The sequence below is a fragment of the Mesorhizobium sp. M0983 genome, from assembly GCF_040318975.1.
Classification (GTDB): domain Bacteria; phylum Pseudomonadota; class Alphaproteobacteria; order Rhizobiales; family Rhizobiaceae; genus Mesorhizobium.
Genome location: NZ_JAMYNH010000002.1, coordinates 284,350 through 302,195 on the forward strand (window position 1 = coordinate 284,350; position 17,846 = coordinate 302,195).

18 protein-coding genes are annotated in these 17,846 nt (G+C 62.1%); 11 read left to right on the forward strand and 7 right to left on the reverse strand.

Annotation, left to right across the window (positions count from 1 at the left end; genetic code table 11):
- Positions 1–2 precede the first annotated feature (2 nt).
- Complete coding sequence (locus NKH71_RS05015; protein WP_023719222.1) at positions 3–2,090, forward strand: membrane protein; 2,088 nt, start codon at positions 3–5, stop codon at positions 2,088–2,090.
- A 40-nt stretch (positions 2,091–2,130) separates the two neighbouring features.
- Here NKH71_RS05015 and clpS read toward each other — a convergent pair whose 3' ends face one another.
- The 3 genes from clpS to NKH71_RS05030 form a co-directional block, all read right to left on the reverse strand.
- Positions 2,131–2,436: an ATP-dependent Clp protease adapter ClpS gene (gene clpS / locus NKH71_RS05020; protein WP_023719223.1), complete on the reverse strand. Its 306-nt coding sequence runs from the start codon at positions 2,434–2,436 to the stop codon at positions 2,131–2,133.
- A 254-nt stretch (positions 2,437–2,690) separates the two neighbouring features.
- A complete protein-coding gene (locus NKH71_RS05025) occupies positions 2,691–2,906 on the reverse strand; it encodes a hypothetical protein (protein WP_023719224.1) in 216 nt (71 codons plus the stop codon).
- 36 nt (positions 2,907–2,942) lie between these two features.
- Positions 2,943–3,287, reverse strand: a complete 345-nt coding sequence (locus NKH71_RS05030) for a hypothetical protein (RefSeq protein WP_023719225.1) — start codon at positions 3,285–3,287, stop codon at positions 2,943–2,945.
- Between the two features lie 237 nt (positions 3,288–3,524).
- On the opposite strand from NKH71_RS05030, the gene NKH71_RS05035 reads away from it, so the two are divergent.
- Together NKH71_RS05035 and NKH71_RS05040 are read left to right on the forward strand one after the other, a co-directional pair.
- Positions 3,525–4,241: a response regulator gene (locus tag NKH71_RS05035; protein ID WP_023719226.1), complete on the forward strand. Its 717-nt coding sequence runs from the start codon at positions 3,525–3,527 to the stop codon at positions 4,239–4,241.
- Complete coding sequence (locus tag NKH71_RS05040; protein ID WP_352787763.1) at positions 4,238–5,647, forward strand: ATP-binding protein; 1,410 nt, start codon at positions 4,238–4,240, stop codon at positions 5,645–5,647. The genes NKH71_RS05035 and NKH71_RS05040 overlap by 4 nt, the downstream gene beginning before the upstream one ends.
- Positions 5,648–5,882: 235 nt before the next feature.
- Here the strand turns inward: NKH71_RS05040 and choV are convergent, their stop codons facing one another.
- The 4 genes from choV to NKH71_RS05060 all read right to left on the reverse strand — a co-directional run bounded on the left by choV (position 5,883) and on the right by NKH71_RS05060 (position 9,112).
- A complete protein-coding gene (choV, locus tag NKH71_RS05045; protein ID WP_023719229.1) occupies positions 5,883–7,064 on the reverse strand; it encodes a choline ABC transporter ATP-binding protein in 1,182 nt (393 codons plus the stop codon).
- A complete protein-coding gene (gene choW, locus NKH71_RS05050; protein WP_023719230.1) occupies positions 7,061–7,915 on the reverse strand; it encodes a choline ABC transporter permease subunit in 855 nt (284 codons plus the stop codon). Before choW ends, choV begins: the two co-directional genes overlap by 4 nt.
- A 117-nt stretch (positions 7,916–8,032) precedes the next feature.
- The gene (choX, locus tag NKH71_RS05055; protein ID WP_352894596.1) at positions 8,033–8,968 is read right to left on the reverse strand and encodes a choline ABC transporter substrate-binding protein; all 936 of its coding nucleotides are present in this window, start codon (positions 8,966–8,968) and stop codon (positions 8,033–8,035) included.
- 15 nt (positions 8,969–8,983) lie between these two features.
- Positions 8,984–9,112, reverse strand: coding sequence for a hypothetical protein (locus NKH71_RS05060; RefSeq protein WP_280940418.1), 129 nt, complete (start codon positions 9,110–9,112; stop codon positions 8,984–8,986).
- Positions 9,113–9,205: 93 nt separating this feature from the next.
- Here NKH71_RS05060 and NKH71_RS05065 point away from each other — a divergent pair, with 93 nt between their 5' ends.
- From NKH71_RS05065 to NKH71_RS05100, 8 genes are all read left to right on the forward strand, one after another.
- Entirely contained in the window at positions 9,206–9,817 is a 612-nt protein-coding gene (locus NKH71_RS05065; protein ID WP_023719232.1) for a thymidine kinase, read from the forward strand.
- A gap of 120 nt (positions 9,818–9,937) precedes the next feature.
- Positions 9,938–10,327, forward strand: a complete 390-nt coding sequence (locus tag NKH71_RS05070; protein ID WP_352787766.1) for a c-type cytochrome — start codon at positions 9,938–9,940, stop codon at positions 10,325–10,327.
- 205 nt (positions 10,328–10,532) lie between these two features.
- Positions 10,533–11,621, forward strand: a complete 1,089-nt coding sequence (locus tag NKH71_RS05075; protein ID WP_352894599.1) for a hypothetical protein — start codon at positions 10,533–10,535, stop codon at positions 11,619–11,621.
- A gap of 35 nt (positions 11,622–11,656) precedes the next feature.
- Positions 11,657–12,802 (forward strand): hypothetical protein, encoded by a 1,146-nt coding sequence (locus NKH71_RS05080; protein ID WP_352894600.1) that lies wholly within the window; start codon positions 11,657–11,659, stop codon positions 12,800–12,802.
- Positions 12,803–12,826: 24 nt separating this feature from the next.
- Positions 12,827–14,737: an AAA family ATPase gene (locus NKH71_RS05085; RefSeq protein ID WP_352591707.1), complete on the forward strand. Its 1,911-nt coding sequence runs from the start codon at positions 12,827–12,829 to the stop codon at positions 14,735–14,737.
- Between the two features lie 137 nt (positions 14,738–14,874).
- Positions 14,875–15,291 carry an endonuclease domain-containing protein gene (locus tag NKH71_RS05090; RefSeq protein ID WP_084642682.1) on the forward strand — a complete coding sequence of 139 codons (417 nt, stop codon included), beginning with the start codon at positions 14,875–14,877 and terminating at the stop codon, positions 15,289–15,291.
- 109 nt (positions 15,292–15,400) lie between these two features.
- Positions 15,401–16,705 carry a DUF6638 family protein gene (locus tag NKH71_RS05095; protein WP_023719238.1) on the forward strand — a complete coding sequence of 435 codons (1,305 nt, stop codon included), beginning with the start codon at positions 15,401–15,403 and terminating at the stop codon, positions 16,703–16,705.
- A gap of 15 nt (positions 16,706–16,720) precedes the next feature.
- Entirely contained in the window at positions 16,721–17,845 is a 1,125-nt protein-coding gene (locus tag NKH71_RS05100; protein ID WP_023719239.1) for a DUF2333 family protein, read from the forward strand.
- Position 17,846 lies beyond the last annotated feature (1 nt).

Sequence of the window (17,846 nt, forward strand, 5' to 3'; positions counted from 1 at the left end):
CCATGAATTGGTCGCTCGCCTTCGAACCGCTCATCACTTGGCCGCTGCTCGCCGTGGTTCTGTTGCCGCTGCTGCTGCTGGCGCTGGTCGGCCTTTGGTTTCGCCAGCGCGGCGCGATCTTCCGCCTGGCAGCCCTGATTGCGCTGGCTGCGGCGTTGCTCAATCCGGTATTCCTCGACGAAGAGCGCGAGCCGCTGAAAAGTATCGTCGCCGTCGTCGTCGATCGCAGCCAGAGCCAGGATATAGGCGACCGCACCAAGCAGACCGACGCGGCCTTGGCCGGGCTTCAGCAGCGTCTCGGCCGCTTCAAGCAGTTCGACGTCCGTGTCGTCGAAGCCGGCAAGTCCGAAGCCGCCGACGAGCGCACCGAGACGCGGTTGTTTTCCTCGCTCGAAAATGCTTTCCGAGACGTGCCGCCGTCGCGCATTGGCGGCGCCATCATGATCACCGACGGCGAGGTGCATGACGCGCCGCTTGGCGCACCCGACTTCAATGCCCCTTTGCATGCGCTGATTACCGGCAACGACCATGAAAAGGACCGTCGCATCCGCTTCGAGAATGCGCCGCGCTTCGGCCTCGTCGGCAAGCCGCTCGACATGACCTATCGCGTCATCGCCACCAACAACGAAACCGGCCCGGTCGATGTCCGCGTATCGGTCAACGGCGAGCAGGTATCGGTCGAGCACGCCAACATCGGCCAGGCGATGCCGCTGCAGGTGACCATTCCCAGCGCCGGGCGCAACATCGTCGAACTCGCCATCGACCACGAACCGGGCGAACTCACCGATACCAACAACCGCGCCATCGCGCTGATCGACGGCATCCGCGAAAATCTGCGCGTGCTGCTCGTGTCCGGCGAACCACATGCCGGCGAGCGCACCTGGCGCAATTTGCTGAAATCCGACGCTTCGGTCGACCTCGTGCACTTCACCATCCTGCGCCCACCGGAAAAGCAGGACGGCACGCCGATCAACGAGTTGTCGCTGATCGCCTTCCCGACACGCGAGCTGTTCGTCGAGAAGATCAAGGATTTCGACCTGATCATCTTCGACCGCTATCAGCACCGCGACGTGCTGCCGATCCTCTATTACGACTACATTTCCGAATATGTCGAAAAAGGCGGCGCGCTGCTAATCGCGGCAGGCCCCGAATATGCCGGCGAAAGCTCGATCGCCCGCACGCCGCTGATGTCGGCGCTGCCGGCAATGCCGACCGGCGAGGTCATCGACAAGGCCTTCTACCCACGCCTCACCGATACCGGCCAGCGTCATCCGGTAACGCGCGGGCTCGACGGCTCCGCGACCGAGCCGCCGCACTGGAGCCGCTGGTTCCGCACCATCGGCGTCGAGAACCCCGAGGGCGAGGTGGTGATGAAGGGCGCCGACAACCGGCCGCTGCTGCTGCTCGACCGCAAGGGCGAAGGCCGCGTCGGCATGCTTTTGTCCGATCAGGGCTGGCTGTGGGCGCGCGGCTTCGAGGGCGGCGGCCCGCATGTCCAACTCTACCGGCGCATCGCCCACTGGCTGATGAAGGAGCCCGAACTCGAGGAGGAGCGGCTGACCGCCGACGGCCGCGGCATGGTGCTGGAAATCCGCCGCCAGACGATGAGCGACGACCCCGGCCCGGCGCAAGTCATCACGCCGTCCGGCAAGGCACTGATCGTCAGGCTCGAGAAATCCGAGCCAGGCGTCTTCCTCGGCAGCGTCGAGACCAGCGAAATCGGTCTCTATCAGGTCGGCAATGGCGACCTGACGGCATTGGCCCATGTCGGACCGGTCAATGCGCCGGAATTCACCGACGTCGTCTCCACCGAGAACCGGCTCAAACCACCGGCTGAGGCAACCGGCGGCAGCGTTCGCCGGCTGGCGCCGGCCTCGGCGATTGGCAATCTCACCAGCACGGTCACGCTGCCCTCCATCGTCCCGGTTCGTGCCTCGGGCGCTGCCTCCGGCAACGACTGGATCGGCCTGCGCACCACCGACGACAGCGTGCTCAAGGCCGTCTCGCGCGTGCCGCTGTTCGGCGGCTTCCTCGGCCTCGGCCTGCTGCTTCTGGCGATGGGCTCGATGTGGTACCGCGAAGGACGGTAGTTCCCTTCTCTCCCCCTGCAAACGGGGCGAGGGAGGAGCTCTATTCCTCCGGCTCCGTCGTGAACATCAGCGGGTAGCCCTTGGCCTTGCCGGCATCGGTTGCCCGCGCCGCCTTGGTCTCGGCGACATCCCTGGTGAAGACCGCAACGACACAGACGCCGCGCCGGTGCGCGGTGATCATAACCCTATGTGCCTGGTCTTCACTGAGCTTGAACTCGGCCTTCAGCACCGTCACGACGAATTCGCGCGGCGTGAAATCGTCATTGACCAGGATGACCTTGTAGAGCTTCGGCCGTTCGACCTTCGGCTTCGTGCTGGTACGGGGTTTTGTCGTGATTTCAGGCATTGGTCCGGCAATTGCGTACGACAGCTTTGCGGTCATTTTGACATGGGCAAAACCGGTCGTCCATTCAACCGCGCGCGATCGGCTTCCCGGCGAGCGCAGTTCACAAATCCGTCCTATGTGGGAACTGCCGTTTGGCGTTCAACCGGCGGTGTGGGCCGGGACCGGCCGTACTGTCTGCACGCCAACAAAAGATGACCGCTCCAGGCAAATCGCAACTGGAGCGGTCTTCTCATACGGCAGAAGATGTCGCTTGATCAGGCCTTCGGAGCTGCCTTGACCGCGTGCTTCTTGTGCTTCTTGACGGTCTTCTTGGCAGCGACCTTCTTCACGGCCTTGGCCGGCGCAGCGGTCGTCGTTGTCGTCGCAGCCGGGGTGGTGGTCGCGGCATTGGCGCTGCTGGCGCCGAGAACCGGCATCGAGAGGGCCAGCGCGATGGCGAGACCGAGGGCGGAGAGGAGGGACTTTTTCATGGCTTCACTTCCTTTTTGTGCAGATCGGATTGAGTGTCACTGAACGGGATCGATCGGTGTCACTCCAAGCAGCTTCAAAGCGTTCGCGAGCATCCGGATTCCCTGTGCCTGTTTCTTGTTGGCGCAGAACCGGTTTCCCTTTCTTTGAAGTGCTTTCGCCGCGGTGACCTGCGTTGCCGCGGCATGGGTTTCGAGGGCTTCGTCAAACTGGCGGTTCAGATCGATGCAACGCTCGCTGCGGGTGGTCGCCACCTTTGCATCGGCCGCCTTTGAATTGGCCGCCTTTGCATCGGCCAGCTTTGCATCGGCATGTTCGACCGCAGCCGTGACGAGCGAAATGGAAAGCAACGCACCCATCAGACTGATCGAGAACCTTTGCATTGGTCTGTCCGTAATCCCGTAACGCGTGTCGCAGCCGATGACCTGACCGCCACGGCACCACTTATGCCTTTGATTTTTTTCGGCAGTTTTTCCGGATTGTAGAATTTTGTTTCTGGATTGTTTCTAGGCGGCCCGGATCGAGCTGCCGATCTCCACTGGCCAACTTATGGCCTGAATTCTATCGTCTGGCTGACGGCCGAAGCACCGCTTGGGCGATCCACAAATGACAGGTTTCCTGTGAAATCCGACCCCCACATACTGATCGTCGACGACGACAAGGGCATTCGCGACCTGCTTCAGGAATTTTTCCAGAAGCGAGGGCTGCATACATCGGTCGCCGCCGACGGCACCGAGATGGAGACCGTGCTGCGCCGCGCCCAGGTCGACCTGATCGTTCTGGACGTCATGCTGCCCGGCAAGAGCGGCCTGGAGCTCTGCCGCGAGTTGCGCGCCAATTATTCGACACCGATCATCATGCTGACCGCGGTCACCGAGACCACCGACCGCGTCGTCGGCCTGGAGATGGGCGCCGACGACTACGTGCCGAAACCCTTCGATCCGCGCGAGCTGCTCGCACGCATTCGTGCCGTCTTGAGGCGTAATGGCACCGCCGAACCGCGACGTGCCGCTTCGCGGCAGATCTACCATTTCGCCGGCTGGACGATGGACTGTTCGCGCCGCCGGTTGATGGCGCCCGGCGACGTCAGGATCGAGCTAACGATGGCCGAATTCAATCTCCTGCAGACCTTCGTCAAGAGCGCGCAACGCGTACTGAGCCGCGAGCAGCTCATCGAGCTGTCCGGCGGCGACAGCGGCTACAGCTTCGACCGCAGCGTCGACATTCTGGTCAGCCGGCTGCGGCGCAAGATGGAGGACGACCCGAAAACGCCGAAGCTGATCCTGACGGTGCGCAGCGGCGGCTATCAGTTCCTGCCTGAGACGACCTCCGAATGAGACGCATTCTGCCGCAAACGCTGCCGGCCTGGGTGCTGCTCATCGTCATCGCCGGCCTGCTGATCAGCCAGATCGCGACCCTTTACATCGTCTCGCGCGACCGTGCCGCCGCCAATGAAGTCGTCGATCTCTACCGGCTCAACGACCGCGCCTTCTCGCTGGTACAGCTGATGCATGATGCTACGCCGGAACAGCGCAAGGCGACGGCCTCCGGCCTGTTCAACGCCACTTACGCGCTCACCGTCTCCGGCACGCCCGCCGTCACTTCGTCGATAGCCGGCGACGACGAGCTGGCCGAATTGGAGGACATATTGGTCGGTCGGCTATCGAAGTTCGGCATCACCGACGCGCGGGTCCGCCGTGACCCGGCAACGCACGAAGCCGACGCTCCCGGTGGGACGGTCGCAGGTCCCGATATTGGCCAGGTCGAGCGCGACCTGCTGGTGCTGGCCGCCGATTTCGCCCAGAGCGACAAGCTGACCGCTTCGCTTCGCTTTGCCGACGGCCAATGGCTGAACTTCACCGAACCGAACACGCCGGCCGGGCCGATACTGAGCTTCGATAGCCTGCCACTCTATGCCTTGATCGCCGGGCTGGTGGTGGCTTCCTCGATCTGGTCGCTGCGCCGGCTGACGGCGCCCTACCGGATGATGGAGACCGCGGTGAAGCGGATCGGCGAGGACCTGAAGAGCCCGCCGATCGCCGAGAGCGGCAGCCGCGAGGTGCGTACCGCGGCGAAGGCGGTCAATGCCATGCAGGCAAGGCTGCGCGCCTATGTCGAGGACCGCGAGCACCTCGCTGCGGCGCTCGCGCACGACCTGCGCACGCCACTGACCAGGATGCGGCTGCGCCTCGAACTGCTCAGGAATTCGACCATTCGCGCCGCACTGGGGCACGACCTCGCCGACATCGAAGGCATTGCCAGCTCGGTCATCGACTTCGCCACTTTCGAGGTGACCGAGGAGAAGAGCGAGAGGATCGATTTCTGGTCGCTCGTCGAATCGGTCGCCGACGGCTTCGAAGAGGTCTCGTTCGACAATGACGATGCGCGCTCGCGCGGCCTGATCTGCATAGCGCGCCCAGTCGCGCTCCGGCGCTGCGTCACCAATCTCGTCCAGAACGCGGTGACCTATGGCAAGAAGGCGCATCTCAACCTGCGCCAATCGGACAGGATCATCGCGCTGGCGATCCGCGACGAGGGGCCGGGCATACCGCAGGCCGAGCTCGACGCCGTGTTCGGCTCGTTCGTACGCCTGGACCAGTCGCGCAACCGCCAGACCGGCGGCCTCGGCCTCGGCCTGACCATAGCCCGCAATATCGCCCGCGGCGCCGGCGGCGAAGTCAGCCTGTCCAACCATCCCGATGGCGGCCTGTTGACGGAGCTGCGCCTGCCGCTGGCGGTTTAGCTTGCGGTATCGGGCTAAGCTGGCGTTCCTTCGCGCCCCCCTCTGTCCTGCCGGACATCTCCCCCACAGGTGGGAGATTGGCTGTCGTCGCCGATTTCGCCAACTACAAACGTTGGAGTGTGAGAGCCGTCTGCGAAACCGCCGATCTCCCCCAAGTGGGGGAGATGTCCGGCAGGACAGAGGGGGACGCGACAGAACTCGGCGTTGGTCTTGGTTCTCTCCCCAAGGAGAAAAACTACCGCCGCAACACCGCGCTCAGCACATCCCTGACGCCGATGGCGCCGACGAAGCGCGATTGGTCGTCGAATAGCGCCACGGGTGCTGTCTGTGAGCGATGCATGGCCAGCATCACCGTCTTCAGCGAGGTGCCGGGATTGGCCCAGAACACCTGCGCCGTCTCCTCCGGCTGAGCCTCGACGTCGGCGCAGGAGACCCACACCGCCGGCTTGCCGTCGCGCTCGGCCGCCGCCACCAGCCCATGCTCGTCGATCTTGAAGCGCGTCGTCTTGCGGCGGTCGAGCCACACCCAGCCGTTTTCGCCATGTTCGAGGTCGCGGCGGTCGCGCATGACGTTCCAGGCGGTCAGCACCGAGAGCGGGTTCACATTGGCGATGAAGTCGCGGACATAGTCGTTGGCAGGCCGCAGCACGATGTCTTCCGGCGCGCCGGTCTGCACGATGCGCCCGCCCTCCATGATGGTGATGTGGGTGCCGATCTTCAGCGCCTCCTCGAGGTCGTGGCTGACGAAGATGATGGTCTTCTTCAGTTCGGCCTGAAGCTGCAGCAGCTCGTCCTGCAGCTTGGTCCGGATCAGCGGATCGAGCGCCGAGAACGGCTCGTCCATCAGCAGGATCGGCGCCTCGGTGGCGAAGGCGCGCGCCAGGCCGACGCGCTGCTGCATGCCGCCGGAAAGCTCATGCGCGTATTTCTTCGACCACTGGTCGAGATGAACCAGCTTCAGCTGTTTGCTCACCCGCTCCTTGCGCTCGGCTTCCGGTACGCCGGCGAGCTCGAGGCCAAGGCCGACATTTTCCTCCACTGTGCGCCAAGGCAGCAGGCCGAACTGCTGGAACACCATTGCCACCTGCTTTTGCCGCAACCGCCGAAGCGTCGCCTCGTCGCAGGTGACGACGTCGACCGTACCATCGCCGTCCTTGACCAGCACCTGGCCGCGCGAGACGACGTTCAGCCGGTTGACGGCTCTGAGCAGCGTCGATTTGCCGGAGCCGGACAGGCCCATCAGCACCGAAATCTCACCCTCGTGCACGGTGAGGCTGGCACCGGCACAGCCCAGCACGTTACCGGTCTGTTCGAGGATCTCGGCACGGGTGGCGCCGCTGTCGATCAGCGCCAGCGAACCGGCCTGGTCGGCGCCAAAGACGATGTCGACATTCCTGAAATCGACGGCGACGGTCATTTCTTGCCTCCCACGCCGATGCGCGTCATTCGATCAAGCACGATGGCGAGCACGACGATGGCCAGACCTGCCTCAAGCCCGAGGTCGATCCGGCGCGACCCGAGCGCCCGGTTGATTTCTGTGCCGAGGCCGCCGGCGCCGATCAGGGCGGCGAACACCACCATCGACAGCGACAACATGATCGATTGGGTCAGCCCAGCCATGATGGTCGGCAGTGCCGAAGGCAGCTCGACCTTCCACAGCAGCTGGCGCTTGGTGGCGCCGAACGCTTCGCCCGCCTCGACGATCGATTTCGGCACCGAGGTGACGCCGAGATGGGTGAGCCGAACCGAGGTCGGGATGACGAAGATGATGGTGACGATCAGGCCGGGCGCGTTGCCGAGGCCGAACAGGGTCAGCACCGGGATCAGGTAGACGAAGGTCGGCAGCGTCTGCATCAGGTCGAGCACCGGCAGCATGACGCGATAGATCTTCGGCTTGTGCGCGGCCCAGATGCCGAGCGGCACGCCAATGGCCATCGAGACGGCGGCGGCGGCAACGACCAGCACCAGCGTCTCCACTGTCTGCTTCCACAGGTTCTGGTTGAGGATGAACAGCAACCCGATGAACACCGCCAAAGCAAGGCCTTTCGAACGCTGCAGGAAATAGGCGAGCAAAGCGATCAGGGCGATCAGCAGAACCGGCGGCAGCAACAGCAACCCGTCGACGATGCCATCGAGCAGGAAGTTGAGGCTGTTGGAGAAAGCCCTGAAGACGGTGTCGAAATTGTCGGTGAGAAAGCCGAAAAACGCCTTCCCCCACGCGCCAATGGGGATCTTGTAGCTGACCAGGAATTTGGAGATCGGATCCATCTAGCCCCTCTTCTGCCGGCGCCGTCCTTTGCCGGACGGTCATCTTGTCACAGGATATGAAAAAGGGCAGCCATTTCTACCGTGGCTGCCCCTCGTCTTGTCGTGCAAGCGGTCAGGTCAGCTTCCGAGCGCTGTTTTCACCGCTGCCGCCGCGTCGCCGCCGTCGAAGGTGGTGACGCCGGCGATCCAGGGAGCAACCGCGTCCGGGTGCTTCTTCAGCCAGTCGGTCGCGACCGTATTGGCGTCGCCACCCTTCAGGATCGCGTCCATCATCTCGCCTTCCATGTCCAGGTTGAACTTCAGGTTGGTGATGAACTTGCCGGCATTCGGGCACTCGGTCGTATAGCCCTTGCGCACGATCGTATGCACGGCGGCGGCGCCGAAGCCAGTGTCGCCCATGCCGTCGAGATAGGTGATCTTCATGGCGCCCATCACCGGATGCGGCGTCCAGCCGAGGAAAGCGATCCATTCATTGTTTTTGATCGACTGCTCGGCCTGGGTGAGCATGCCGGCTTCGGAGGATTCGACCAGCTCGAAGCCTTCGAGATTGTCGGCCGGGTTCTTGATCATGTCGAGGATGATGCGGTTGCCGTCATTGCCGGCCTCGATGCCGTAGATCTTGCCGTCGAACTTGTCCTTGAACTTGCCGAGATCTGTCAGCGTTTTGACGCCGGCGTCGGCGACATAGGTCGGCACGACGATGCCGTAGCCGGCACCGCTCAAATTCTCGCTCACGGTCTCGATCGAGCCTTCTGCGGTGTAGTCCTTGATGTCGTTGGTCATCGACGGCATCCAGTTGCCGAGGAAGACATCGAGGTCCTTGTTCTTCAGCGACGCCATCGTCACCGGCACCGAAAGCTGGATTACCTGCGGCTCGTAGCCGAGCGCGGTGAGCAGCACCGAGGCTATGCCGGTTGTCGCCTGGATGTCGGTCCAGCCGACATCGGACATGCGCACCGTCTTGCAGCTTTCCGGATCGCCGGCGAAGGCCGCAGTCGTGGATAGAAAAGCCGCCAGGCCGAGACCGGCGACGAATGAATTCATGCGCGACATCAAAATTCTCCCATTTCAGTTCTCGGTGAAGCGAAGTGGCGGTTTTATCTCCACCTTTGTTCCGTCAGCCAAACACCATTCTGCTGCGGTTTCAAGCACTAAGGCAACCACGATCAACGGCGCAGGCTGGTCGATCAACGACACGCCCGCCGCTTTCCGGATGGAAGTCGTCTTTTCCCGGTGGAATGTAGGCGCTCCCCCTCCCCGCTTTGTTGCAACTCGGCTTAAAAGGACGGCATGGCCAAGCTGTACTTCCACTATGCAACGATGAATGCCGGCAAGACGACGATGTTGTTGCAGGCCTCGTATAATTACCGCGAGCGCGGCATGACGACGATGCTGTTCATCGCCGGCCACTATCGCAAGGGCGATACCGGGCTGATCTCGTCGCGTATCGGCCTGGAGACGGAAGCCGAGATGTTCCGCGACGGCGACGACCTATTCGCCCGGGTCGCCGAACATCATGACCACGCCACGGTCCATTGTGTCTTTATCGATGAGGCGCAGTTCCTCGAAGAGGAGCAGGTCTGGCAACTCGCCCGCATCGCCGACCGGCTGAACATCCCGGTCATGTGCTACGGCCTGCGCACCGATTTCCAAGGCAAGCTGTTTTCCGGCTCGCGCGCCCTGCTGGCGATCGCCGACGACCTGCGCGAGGTGCGCACCATCTGCCGCTGCGGCCGCAAGGCGACGATGGTGGTGCGCCTCGGCGCCGACGGCAAGGTGGCCAAACAGGGCGAACAAGTGGCGATCGGCAAGGACGTCTATGTCTCGCTCTGCCGCCGCCATTGGGAAGAGGAAATGGGCCGCGCCGCCCCAGACGATTTCATCGGCTTCACCAAAGCCTAAACCAGCGCTATTGCTTTCATCCGACCTCCCGGCTGACATTCGTTCCGCAATCGCGCCATTGCGGCCTTTGTTGAGCGTGCTGCCTATTTTGATCCACTGCCAGAGCCGTCGGGAGTTCCCATGCTTCGAGTAATTTCGTCTGCAACTGCTTTCCTCATTGCCGGCATCGTTGCCGCGCATGCCGACGGCGATGCTGCTCTCGGCAAGAAGGTCTTCAACAGATGCATGGTCTGTCACGAGGCAACGAGCGACCGCGACAAGGTCGGCCCGCATCTGCTTGGTGTCGTCGGCCGCACCGCCGGCACTGCGGACAGTTATCTTAGCCGTTACTCGCAGGCGATGAAGGATGCCGGCGCCGCCGGCGTGGTCTGGGACGAAGCAAACCTTGCCGAATACCTGCGCGCGCCCCGGCAGAAGGTCCCCGGCAACAAAATGGCCTTCTCCGGCCTGACCAGCGACGATGACATCGCCAACGTCATCGCCTACCTCAAATCCGATCCCAAGCCCTGAGCGTCGCTCCTAAGCAAAAGTCCAGCCGAGGTCGAAGCGGTGCCTGACCGTTACAGCGTAATCATGGCTTGATTATCCTGCAGTCGCCTCCCGAAATTCTTTGTTTTCCTGTAATCCCATGTCTTCCGTCTTTCATTCGCCAAACCCGGCACATATATTCGCGGCGGTTTGCGAAACGAAACCGATGCCGAAGCGGGAGGCCCCAATGGCGACATTGCAGAATTTCGATGCCGAGATTGCCAAGACCAAGCAGGTCGTGCAGGACATGCGCACCAAGATTGAGCAGTCCGGTGCCGTGCTCGACACGCTCGCCACCGCCGACGAGAAGATCGGCGACGCCAATTTCGACATCGAGAATGCCCGCATCGAGGATGTGTTGAAGCAGCAGAAGGTGATGGAAGGCAATATCGCCGACCTGATCATCGGCCTCGAGGACGCCACCAACGTCTTCGGCGCCGAATTCGAGAGCATGAAGAACTACACCGGCTGGGAAAGTTTCGTCGGCGTCTTCTCCAGCCAGCGCAAGCAGCGCATGCGCACCGACCGCGTCCGCAACATGTCGCTGGCCGGCAATTTGCAGGAGCTGCTGGCGAAGTCCGACACCATCGTCGGCATCCTCAAGGCGCAGAAGCAGGTTCTCGATACGCGCTACAAGACCTCCGAGGCCAGCCTGTCGCAGGTGATCGAGCGCCGCAAGACCACCATGTCCAATCTCGAGACCGTGCAGAAGCGCATCGAGGAGCTCAACCCGATGCTGCTCGACATCGAGAACAAGATCGCCGCCTCGACCAGCCAGAAGGAGCGCACGCAGCTTGAAGGCGGGCGTTCGAAACTGGCCACGGAATACAACGAGAAGCAGGCCAAGGAGCAGGAATTGCTGGCCGAAAGCCAGACGCTGGAGCGCTACACCTCGATGTTCCAGACCTTCGTCGATTCGCTCAACAACCAGATCGCGGCGCAATCGACGCTGATCAACAAGCTGACCATCGATACCGAGCAGCGCATCGTGCTGTACAAGGCCCTGGAAGATTCGCTGAAGACCGCCGCCCAACAGGATGTGGCCCACAAGATCAACACGCTGGGCAGCCAGGTCGACAACACCGCCGAAGAGACCATGGCTGGCATTGGTGCTGCCTCGCAGAAGCACATTGGCGATCTGCTTGAAATGCACGAGAAGAACATGGTCGCCACCGCCGACATCCAGCGCCGCAAGAAGCTCGCCGACGATGCCTTCGCCCGCCGCTTCGACGATGTGATGAAGAAGCACAATTCGGCAAATTACGTGCAGTCGTAATTGCTGCACGTGCACTGCTCCCAAGGGCTGGCAGCATGACCCCCGAAAACGAAGCGGCGGCGCGCTATTTCTCGGCGATCGCGGCGGCACTTGGCGGCCTCGAAGTGTTCATGCGCGACGATCGCTCGCCGCTCTACCGGCATGGCATCGTCGCCAAGATCGTCGCCGAATACATCGCGCGGCTCGACAAGTCGTTCTCGTGTTGGCGCAACCGGCTGGGCTTCACCGAGACGTTCCGCATCTCGCGCGCCGAAAGCGGTTTTCCGGTCTTCCAGAACCTGCTCGAGCTGGAAAACGACCGCCGCCAGGCCGATGCGCGCCTCGCCAACCTCCCGTTGGCCGACGAGCTGCGCGAGGAAATGGCGGACTTCATCCTGCGCCACAAGGAATTCCCCGAAGCGCTGCAGAAGTCGATGGCCGAGCGGCTCTACCTCGAAGACGTCAAGAGCGAGACCACCTTTGGCCCGTTCACGCTGGCCCAGACGGCCAAGGTTTCGGTCAATCCGAAGACGTTGCGGCCCTATTATCTGGTCCACTGGGCCTGCTTCGACGGCAGCGCCAACCTGCCGCTGGTCTATATGCTGACGGTCGAGGATTCCTCCGACGACATGATCCGGCAGCTGGTCGACGCCGGCGGCAAGCTTAATGAGAGGGTCGACATTCCGCTGCCGGTCGACGGCTTGCTCAATCCCGAGCTCGCCCACCGTTTCGACGATTTCACCGAGAAGAATTCCGCCTACACGCTGTCGCCGGCGACCATCGCGGTCAACCTCGACAAGGATTTCGAACCGCTGCATCCCAAGCAGCTGCGTCGCGTCGTGCTCGGCCCGTTCTATTCTGCAGGGATTACCGACAACAATTCGACGGTAAGCGAAGTGCTGGCCAAGGTGCGCAAGCCGGAAAACGCCTGGCTGCTGACCTGGACCATCCAGGAGGTCTTTTCCAAGGCCGAGAAGCCAGGCCGCAAGGGGCTGTTCTCGAGCGAAAAGACGACGCAGGAATTCTTCATCAATACCGACGATCTCGAGGCCGCGCGCCAGGGCGTGTCGAGCTATGAGAACCATGCGCTGATCCCGCACGAGGCCTATCAGGCGCTCTATGCCGCCGGCGAGGCGCAGAAGATCTTTTCGGGCTACAAGGTCCACATCCTGTCCAAAGGGCAGGTCATCAGCGACGTCTGACCGTCAAATCGCGGAGCATCTTCCATGGACACCGGCCTGACCACCATCCCGGAAGCGGCAATTGAAAAGCACCGCGCCACTGCGCAAAGTTTCATCACCCGCATCGTCGTGCTGGAAGACCCATCGCGCGAGTCCGGCACAGCGCTTGCCGGCACCAACCGCCGCTTCGTCTCGACCGTCTCGGTCGGCTCGGTTCGCCGCACGCGCGAGGTCGAGCTCGCCAAAACCGTCGCCGCCGTCCATCCCGACGACCAATTGCTGACCATACCGCAGCACATGCTGTTGTTTCGCGCTCGGCGCGGGGCGGCAATAGCGCTAGCCATATCGGATGTCTTCGCCGAAGGCTCGGACCTCGAAAGCCTGCAGGCGAAAAACGCCCGCGCGCCGCTCGAAGGCGACGAAGCTGCCACCTTCAAGAAGCTGCTGTCGGCCTCTGCCTACATCTCCGCCTTCAGCCTCGCCTCCTATTTGTTCCAGCTGATCGACAGCGACGGCGAGGCGCCGAACGACACGCCCGAGCCGGACTTTCTGTTCGACACCCCGCAGGATGCGGTGAAGTCGATCGTGGCCGGGCTCGACAGGGCGATAGCAGGTTCGAAGGACGACGCCGACCTGATGACCCGCGCCCGCGCCTTTGCCCGCGTAGCCATCGACGGGCTGTTGGCGCGAAAGGGCCGCTTCGACGGCATCGGCCCATTCGAGAACGCCCATATCCGCATCGACGTCGACGATTTTACCCTCGATGGTTTCGACGTCGCCCCTGGCAAGCGGGCAAAACCGCTGGTGATGACCTTCAAGAAACCGGAAGAGGTCGTCGGCAACCACATCGCCAAGTACCAGTCGGTAAAGCTCGCCAAGATGCTGATGGCGTACGACTTCGAGCGCGAGCTGAACCCATTCGTCGAGCTTGGCGGCTTCCTGTTCACGTTTATCGGCGACGGCGCGCCCGGCACCGGCAAGACGACGCTGATCCAGATGATCGCCGGCCTTCTCAACGGCTACTGCCAAGTCGCCGGCTATCCCTTCGCCTACGAAAATTTCGGCGTCGACCAGATCTCCTCCTACCAGGGCAAGTCCGGCCAGAACTGCCGCCAGTTCATCAACAATGTGCTGAACCCGCGCGTCATCGGCTTCGGCACCATCGACGATATCGACCAGGTCGCCGCACGCCGCTCAGACGACCGCGCCTCGGCCGGCCAGCAGGAAATCACCGGTGTGCTGATGGACGCATTTGCCGGCGCGGCAACCGTGGTGCGCGGCAATTGCTCGTTCGGCATGTTTTCCAACTATCCCGAAAACGTTGACGACGCATTGCGCCAGCGCGCCGGCGCCCGCTGGCTGGTCGACGGCCCGCAGAGCCGCGACGACTACATCGACATCTTCGTCCTGCTCGCCGGCAAGAACCACAAGATCCCGCTCGGCGACCACAAGCTCTATGCCGCTCAGGAAATCCAGCGCGCGGTGATGGAGGCTTACGAGGAGCATGAGAAGCCGCAGGAAGACGGGCTGATGAAGGTCTATGAGCGCTACATGAAGGAGAACGGCGCGCCGAAGTCGATGGCCGATATCGGCACCTATCTGCACTTGATCAAGGATGCCGAGCCGCGTTTCACCGGACGCGCCATCAAGAACGTCACCGACGCGATCAAGATGCGCGCCATGGACATCGAATTGCCCGACGAGTGGTTCGAGAAGCCGGAAGCCTTCATGCACAAAAGCTACGACGACAAGAAGGCGATGATCGAGGAACTGCGAGGGCCGTTCTCGATGGACATGGTCATGCAGGAGATCAACCGCTATGCGGATTCCGAATTCCGCTATTCCGACAAGTCGGACGATGCGGCGGTGACCAAGATGATCCGCGACACCCGTCTGCGGGAGCGTGCCGTCCGCGAGATCGAGGAGTTGAAGAAGAAGGGAATGTGGAATGCGTGATCTTCCTTCTCACCGGATAGCACTGTTTCCGGTGCGATGCATAAGCTCCCACAGCAACGCTGAAAGACGTGGCTCAAACGCTGACGCCCCCCTCTCCCCGTTCTTCACGGGGAGAGGGTAAGGGTGAGGGGCAGCGCATGCGTGGGCCAGAAATAGACACAACCAAGCGCGCAAGGCGCCTGCGTCAATCCGACAACGATGCAGAAACCGCGCTCTGGCTGGAGTTGCGCGACCGCAGACTGAACGGCCATAAATTCGTACGGCAGTTGCCGATAGGCTCTTACTTCGTCGATTTCGCCTGCAGAGACTGCCAGCTCGTCGTCGAAGTCGATGGCAGTCAGCATGTCGGCAGCCAATATGATCGAATCCGAGATCGCTTCATCGTCTCCGATGGCTGGTCTATCCTTCGCTTTTGGAACGTAGACGTATTGAAGGAGCGGGAAGCAGTCCTTGAAACAGTGGTGGCTGCGATCGAAGGGCGCCTCGAACGCCATATCGAAACGCGTGATCTTCGATTTGTCGCCGCCAAAGGCTATGGAGAGACATGTCCTTGACCGTTTGCGCTGCCCCTCACCCTTACCCTCTCCCCGTGAAGAACGGGGAGAGGGGGGCGTCAGCGTTGGAGCTCGGTCATCCAGCGCAAGATCCGTTGGGACTACGCGCATGAGTCCTGCCAAGAAACCCGACCTGCTACGCGACAACGAGCTGATCTACGGCCGGCTGCTGACGGTCGACGAGCCGCATCTGATCCAGCGCTACAACAAGGCGATGGTCGCCTTCGGGCTGAAGCCGACCAAGCTGAAAAGCTTCGAGATCGACCGTACCGGCTTTTCGCCGCAGGTCGCCGAGGAATGCGGCGACTACAGCTACCTCGATCCGAACGAGGTCAACCGCCGCTTCATCATCCTGACGCCGTCGCAGATCGACCTGCCGGTGGTGCACACGGCTTTCTCCAACACCTCGCTGCTGATGTACGAGTTCATGTCGAAGAACCAGCGCGCCATCGATGCGCTGACAATCAAGGACGTCATCTACGGCGAGATCGAGGATTCAGTCCCCAAGGTCGACGACATCGAGGATCTGCTGTCGATCAATCAGGTCGAGTTCAAGGTGCTGTCGGCCGAGGACGTGCTGGGCAAGGCCGCCGAGCTCGGCAAGCTGGTCGACCGGCTGAAGCAGGAACCGGATGCCTGGCGCGACAATGCCATGCTTGCACACATGGTCGAGCTGGCGAAGGTCTGCGGCGACATCCGCGAGAATGCGCTGGTGCCGGACCAGGTGATCTTCCGCCACAACGCCTATTGGACCAGCCATTTCGGCGGGCTCTATGTGTTCGTCGATCCGGACGTGACGACGGTGATCAGCGACCCGGCAGCGCCCGGCTTCCGCCGCTCGCGGCCGTGGCAGGTGAGCTATCTCTCGATCCATGACGCCGACAAGGTGTTCAAGTTCCTCGCTTCGACCGGCCGCATCGAGCTGCCTCGCGCCTCATGGATCGAAACCTCCGGCTATCTCGAGCATCGCGCCGAAATGGTGGTGCGCGCCCTGATCCGCGACGCCGAGCCCGACCGCAATCTGACCGACGTCGATAAGGTCTGGCTGCAGACCTGGATCCACGGCCACGCCGATCTGATCACCAGGGACGGCAATTTTCCCTTCCTCAACGCCGCCAAGCGCGAGATCGCCCAACTTGGCCATCTCAAGATAGAGGATGTGTTCCCGCAGCAGCGCTTCCTGGTGATCCGCGCCAAGCCGGACCATCAAGACGCCTGGCTGACCAACCAGCTGATCTCGGACTTCGTGCCGCAGGACTTCGTCTCGCGTTACGTCTTCAACAAGCCGGGCTTCTACAGGGATTATGACGGCTTCAGCGACGCTTGGCGATCGCATGTTGTGGACGTTCTGAAAACCACATATTTGAAGGACAAGGTGGCGTTTCGCACACGCCTCTACGGCTTGACTGACTGAGGGGGTGACATCGCCATGCTTGATCCGATCGTGAATTTCTTCACCCGGATTTTCCAGTGGATTGGCCGCGGCATCGGCTTGCTCATCGGCGCGATCCTGTGGCCGTTCCTGTGGGCGGGGCGCTGGTACACGCAACGCGGCTGGATCCTGAAGGCGGTGCTCGGCCTGGCTGTCGTCGTGCTGATCGGCCTCTACATTAATTTCTTCTACGCCACCCAGTGGTGGAACAATTTCGACCCGAATTACGTCGACAAATACACGTTCGAAAAGCGCAACAGCTCCGCCGGTGAACAGGTCTCTGCAGGCGCCGGCACCGACACGGCCAAGACCTGCGGAAATTCAGCCATTGCCCAGGTTGCGGCCGACCTGACCGACTTCAACGTCAACCAGAATGCCTGGGTGTCGTCGATGATCCTCTACAAGCTCGGCCTGTTCGGCATCGACTGGGACCACACGCCGTTCATGGACAACAAGGCTTCGTTCCAGCGCGGCATCAACCAGGCGGTGCGGCGCACGGCGACCGAGCTTGCCGACAATCTCGGCCGCGTCCGCACCACCTCGCAGATCGACGCCGACCTGCAGGACGCCCGCGGCAATCTGCAGTTCGATGAGGAAACCTGGTACTTCGGCTTGAACCCGTTTGGTCCCAAGACGCCGACGCCGAGCTATTATCGCGACGCGGTGCGCAAGCTGCGTTCCTTCAACGCCCGTCTGGCAGCCTGCCAGGCCACGTTCGATGCCCGCGCCGACAATCTCAAGCAGTATATCGACCGCATCTCGTCCGACATCGGCTCGACCTCGGCGATCCTCAAGGAGCGTGCCGAAAACCACAACAATGGCTGGTTCGACACCCGTGCCGACGACCGCTTCTGGTTCGCCTATGGCCAGCTTTATGCCTATTACGGGCTGATGAAGGGCGCGCAGGCCGACTTCGAGGACGTCATCAAGGAAAAGCACCTGCAGAACCTGTGGGATACGATGGACGCGCAATTCGTCTCGGCGCTGCGCATCCAGCCCTTCATCATCGCCAATGGCCGCGAGGACGGCTGGCTGTTGCCGACACATCTGACGACGATGGGGTTTTACATACTCAGGGTCCGCTCGAACATGGTCGAGATCAGCAACGTGCTGACGCAGTAGC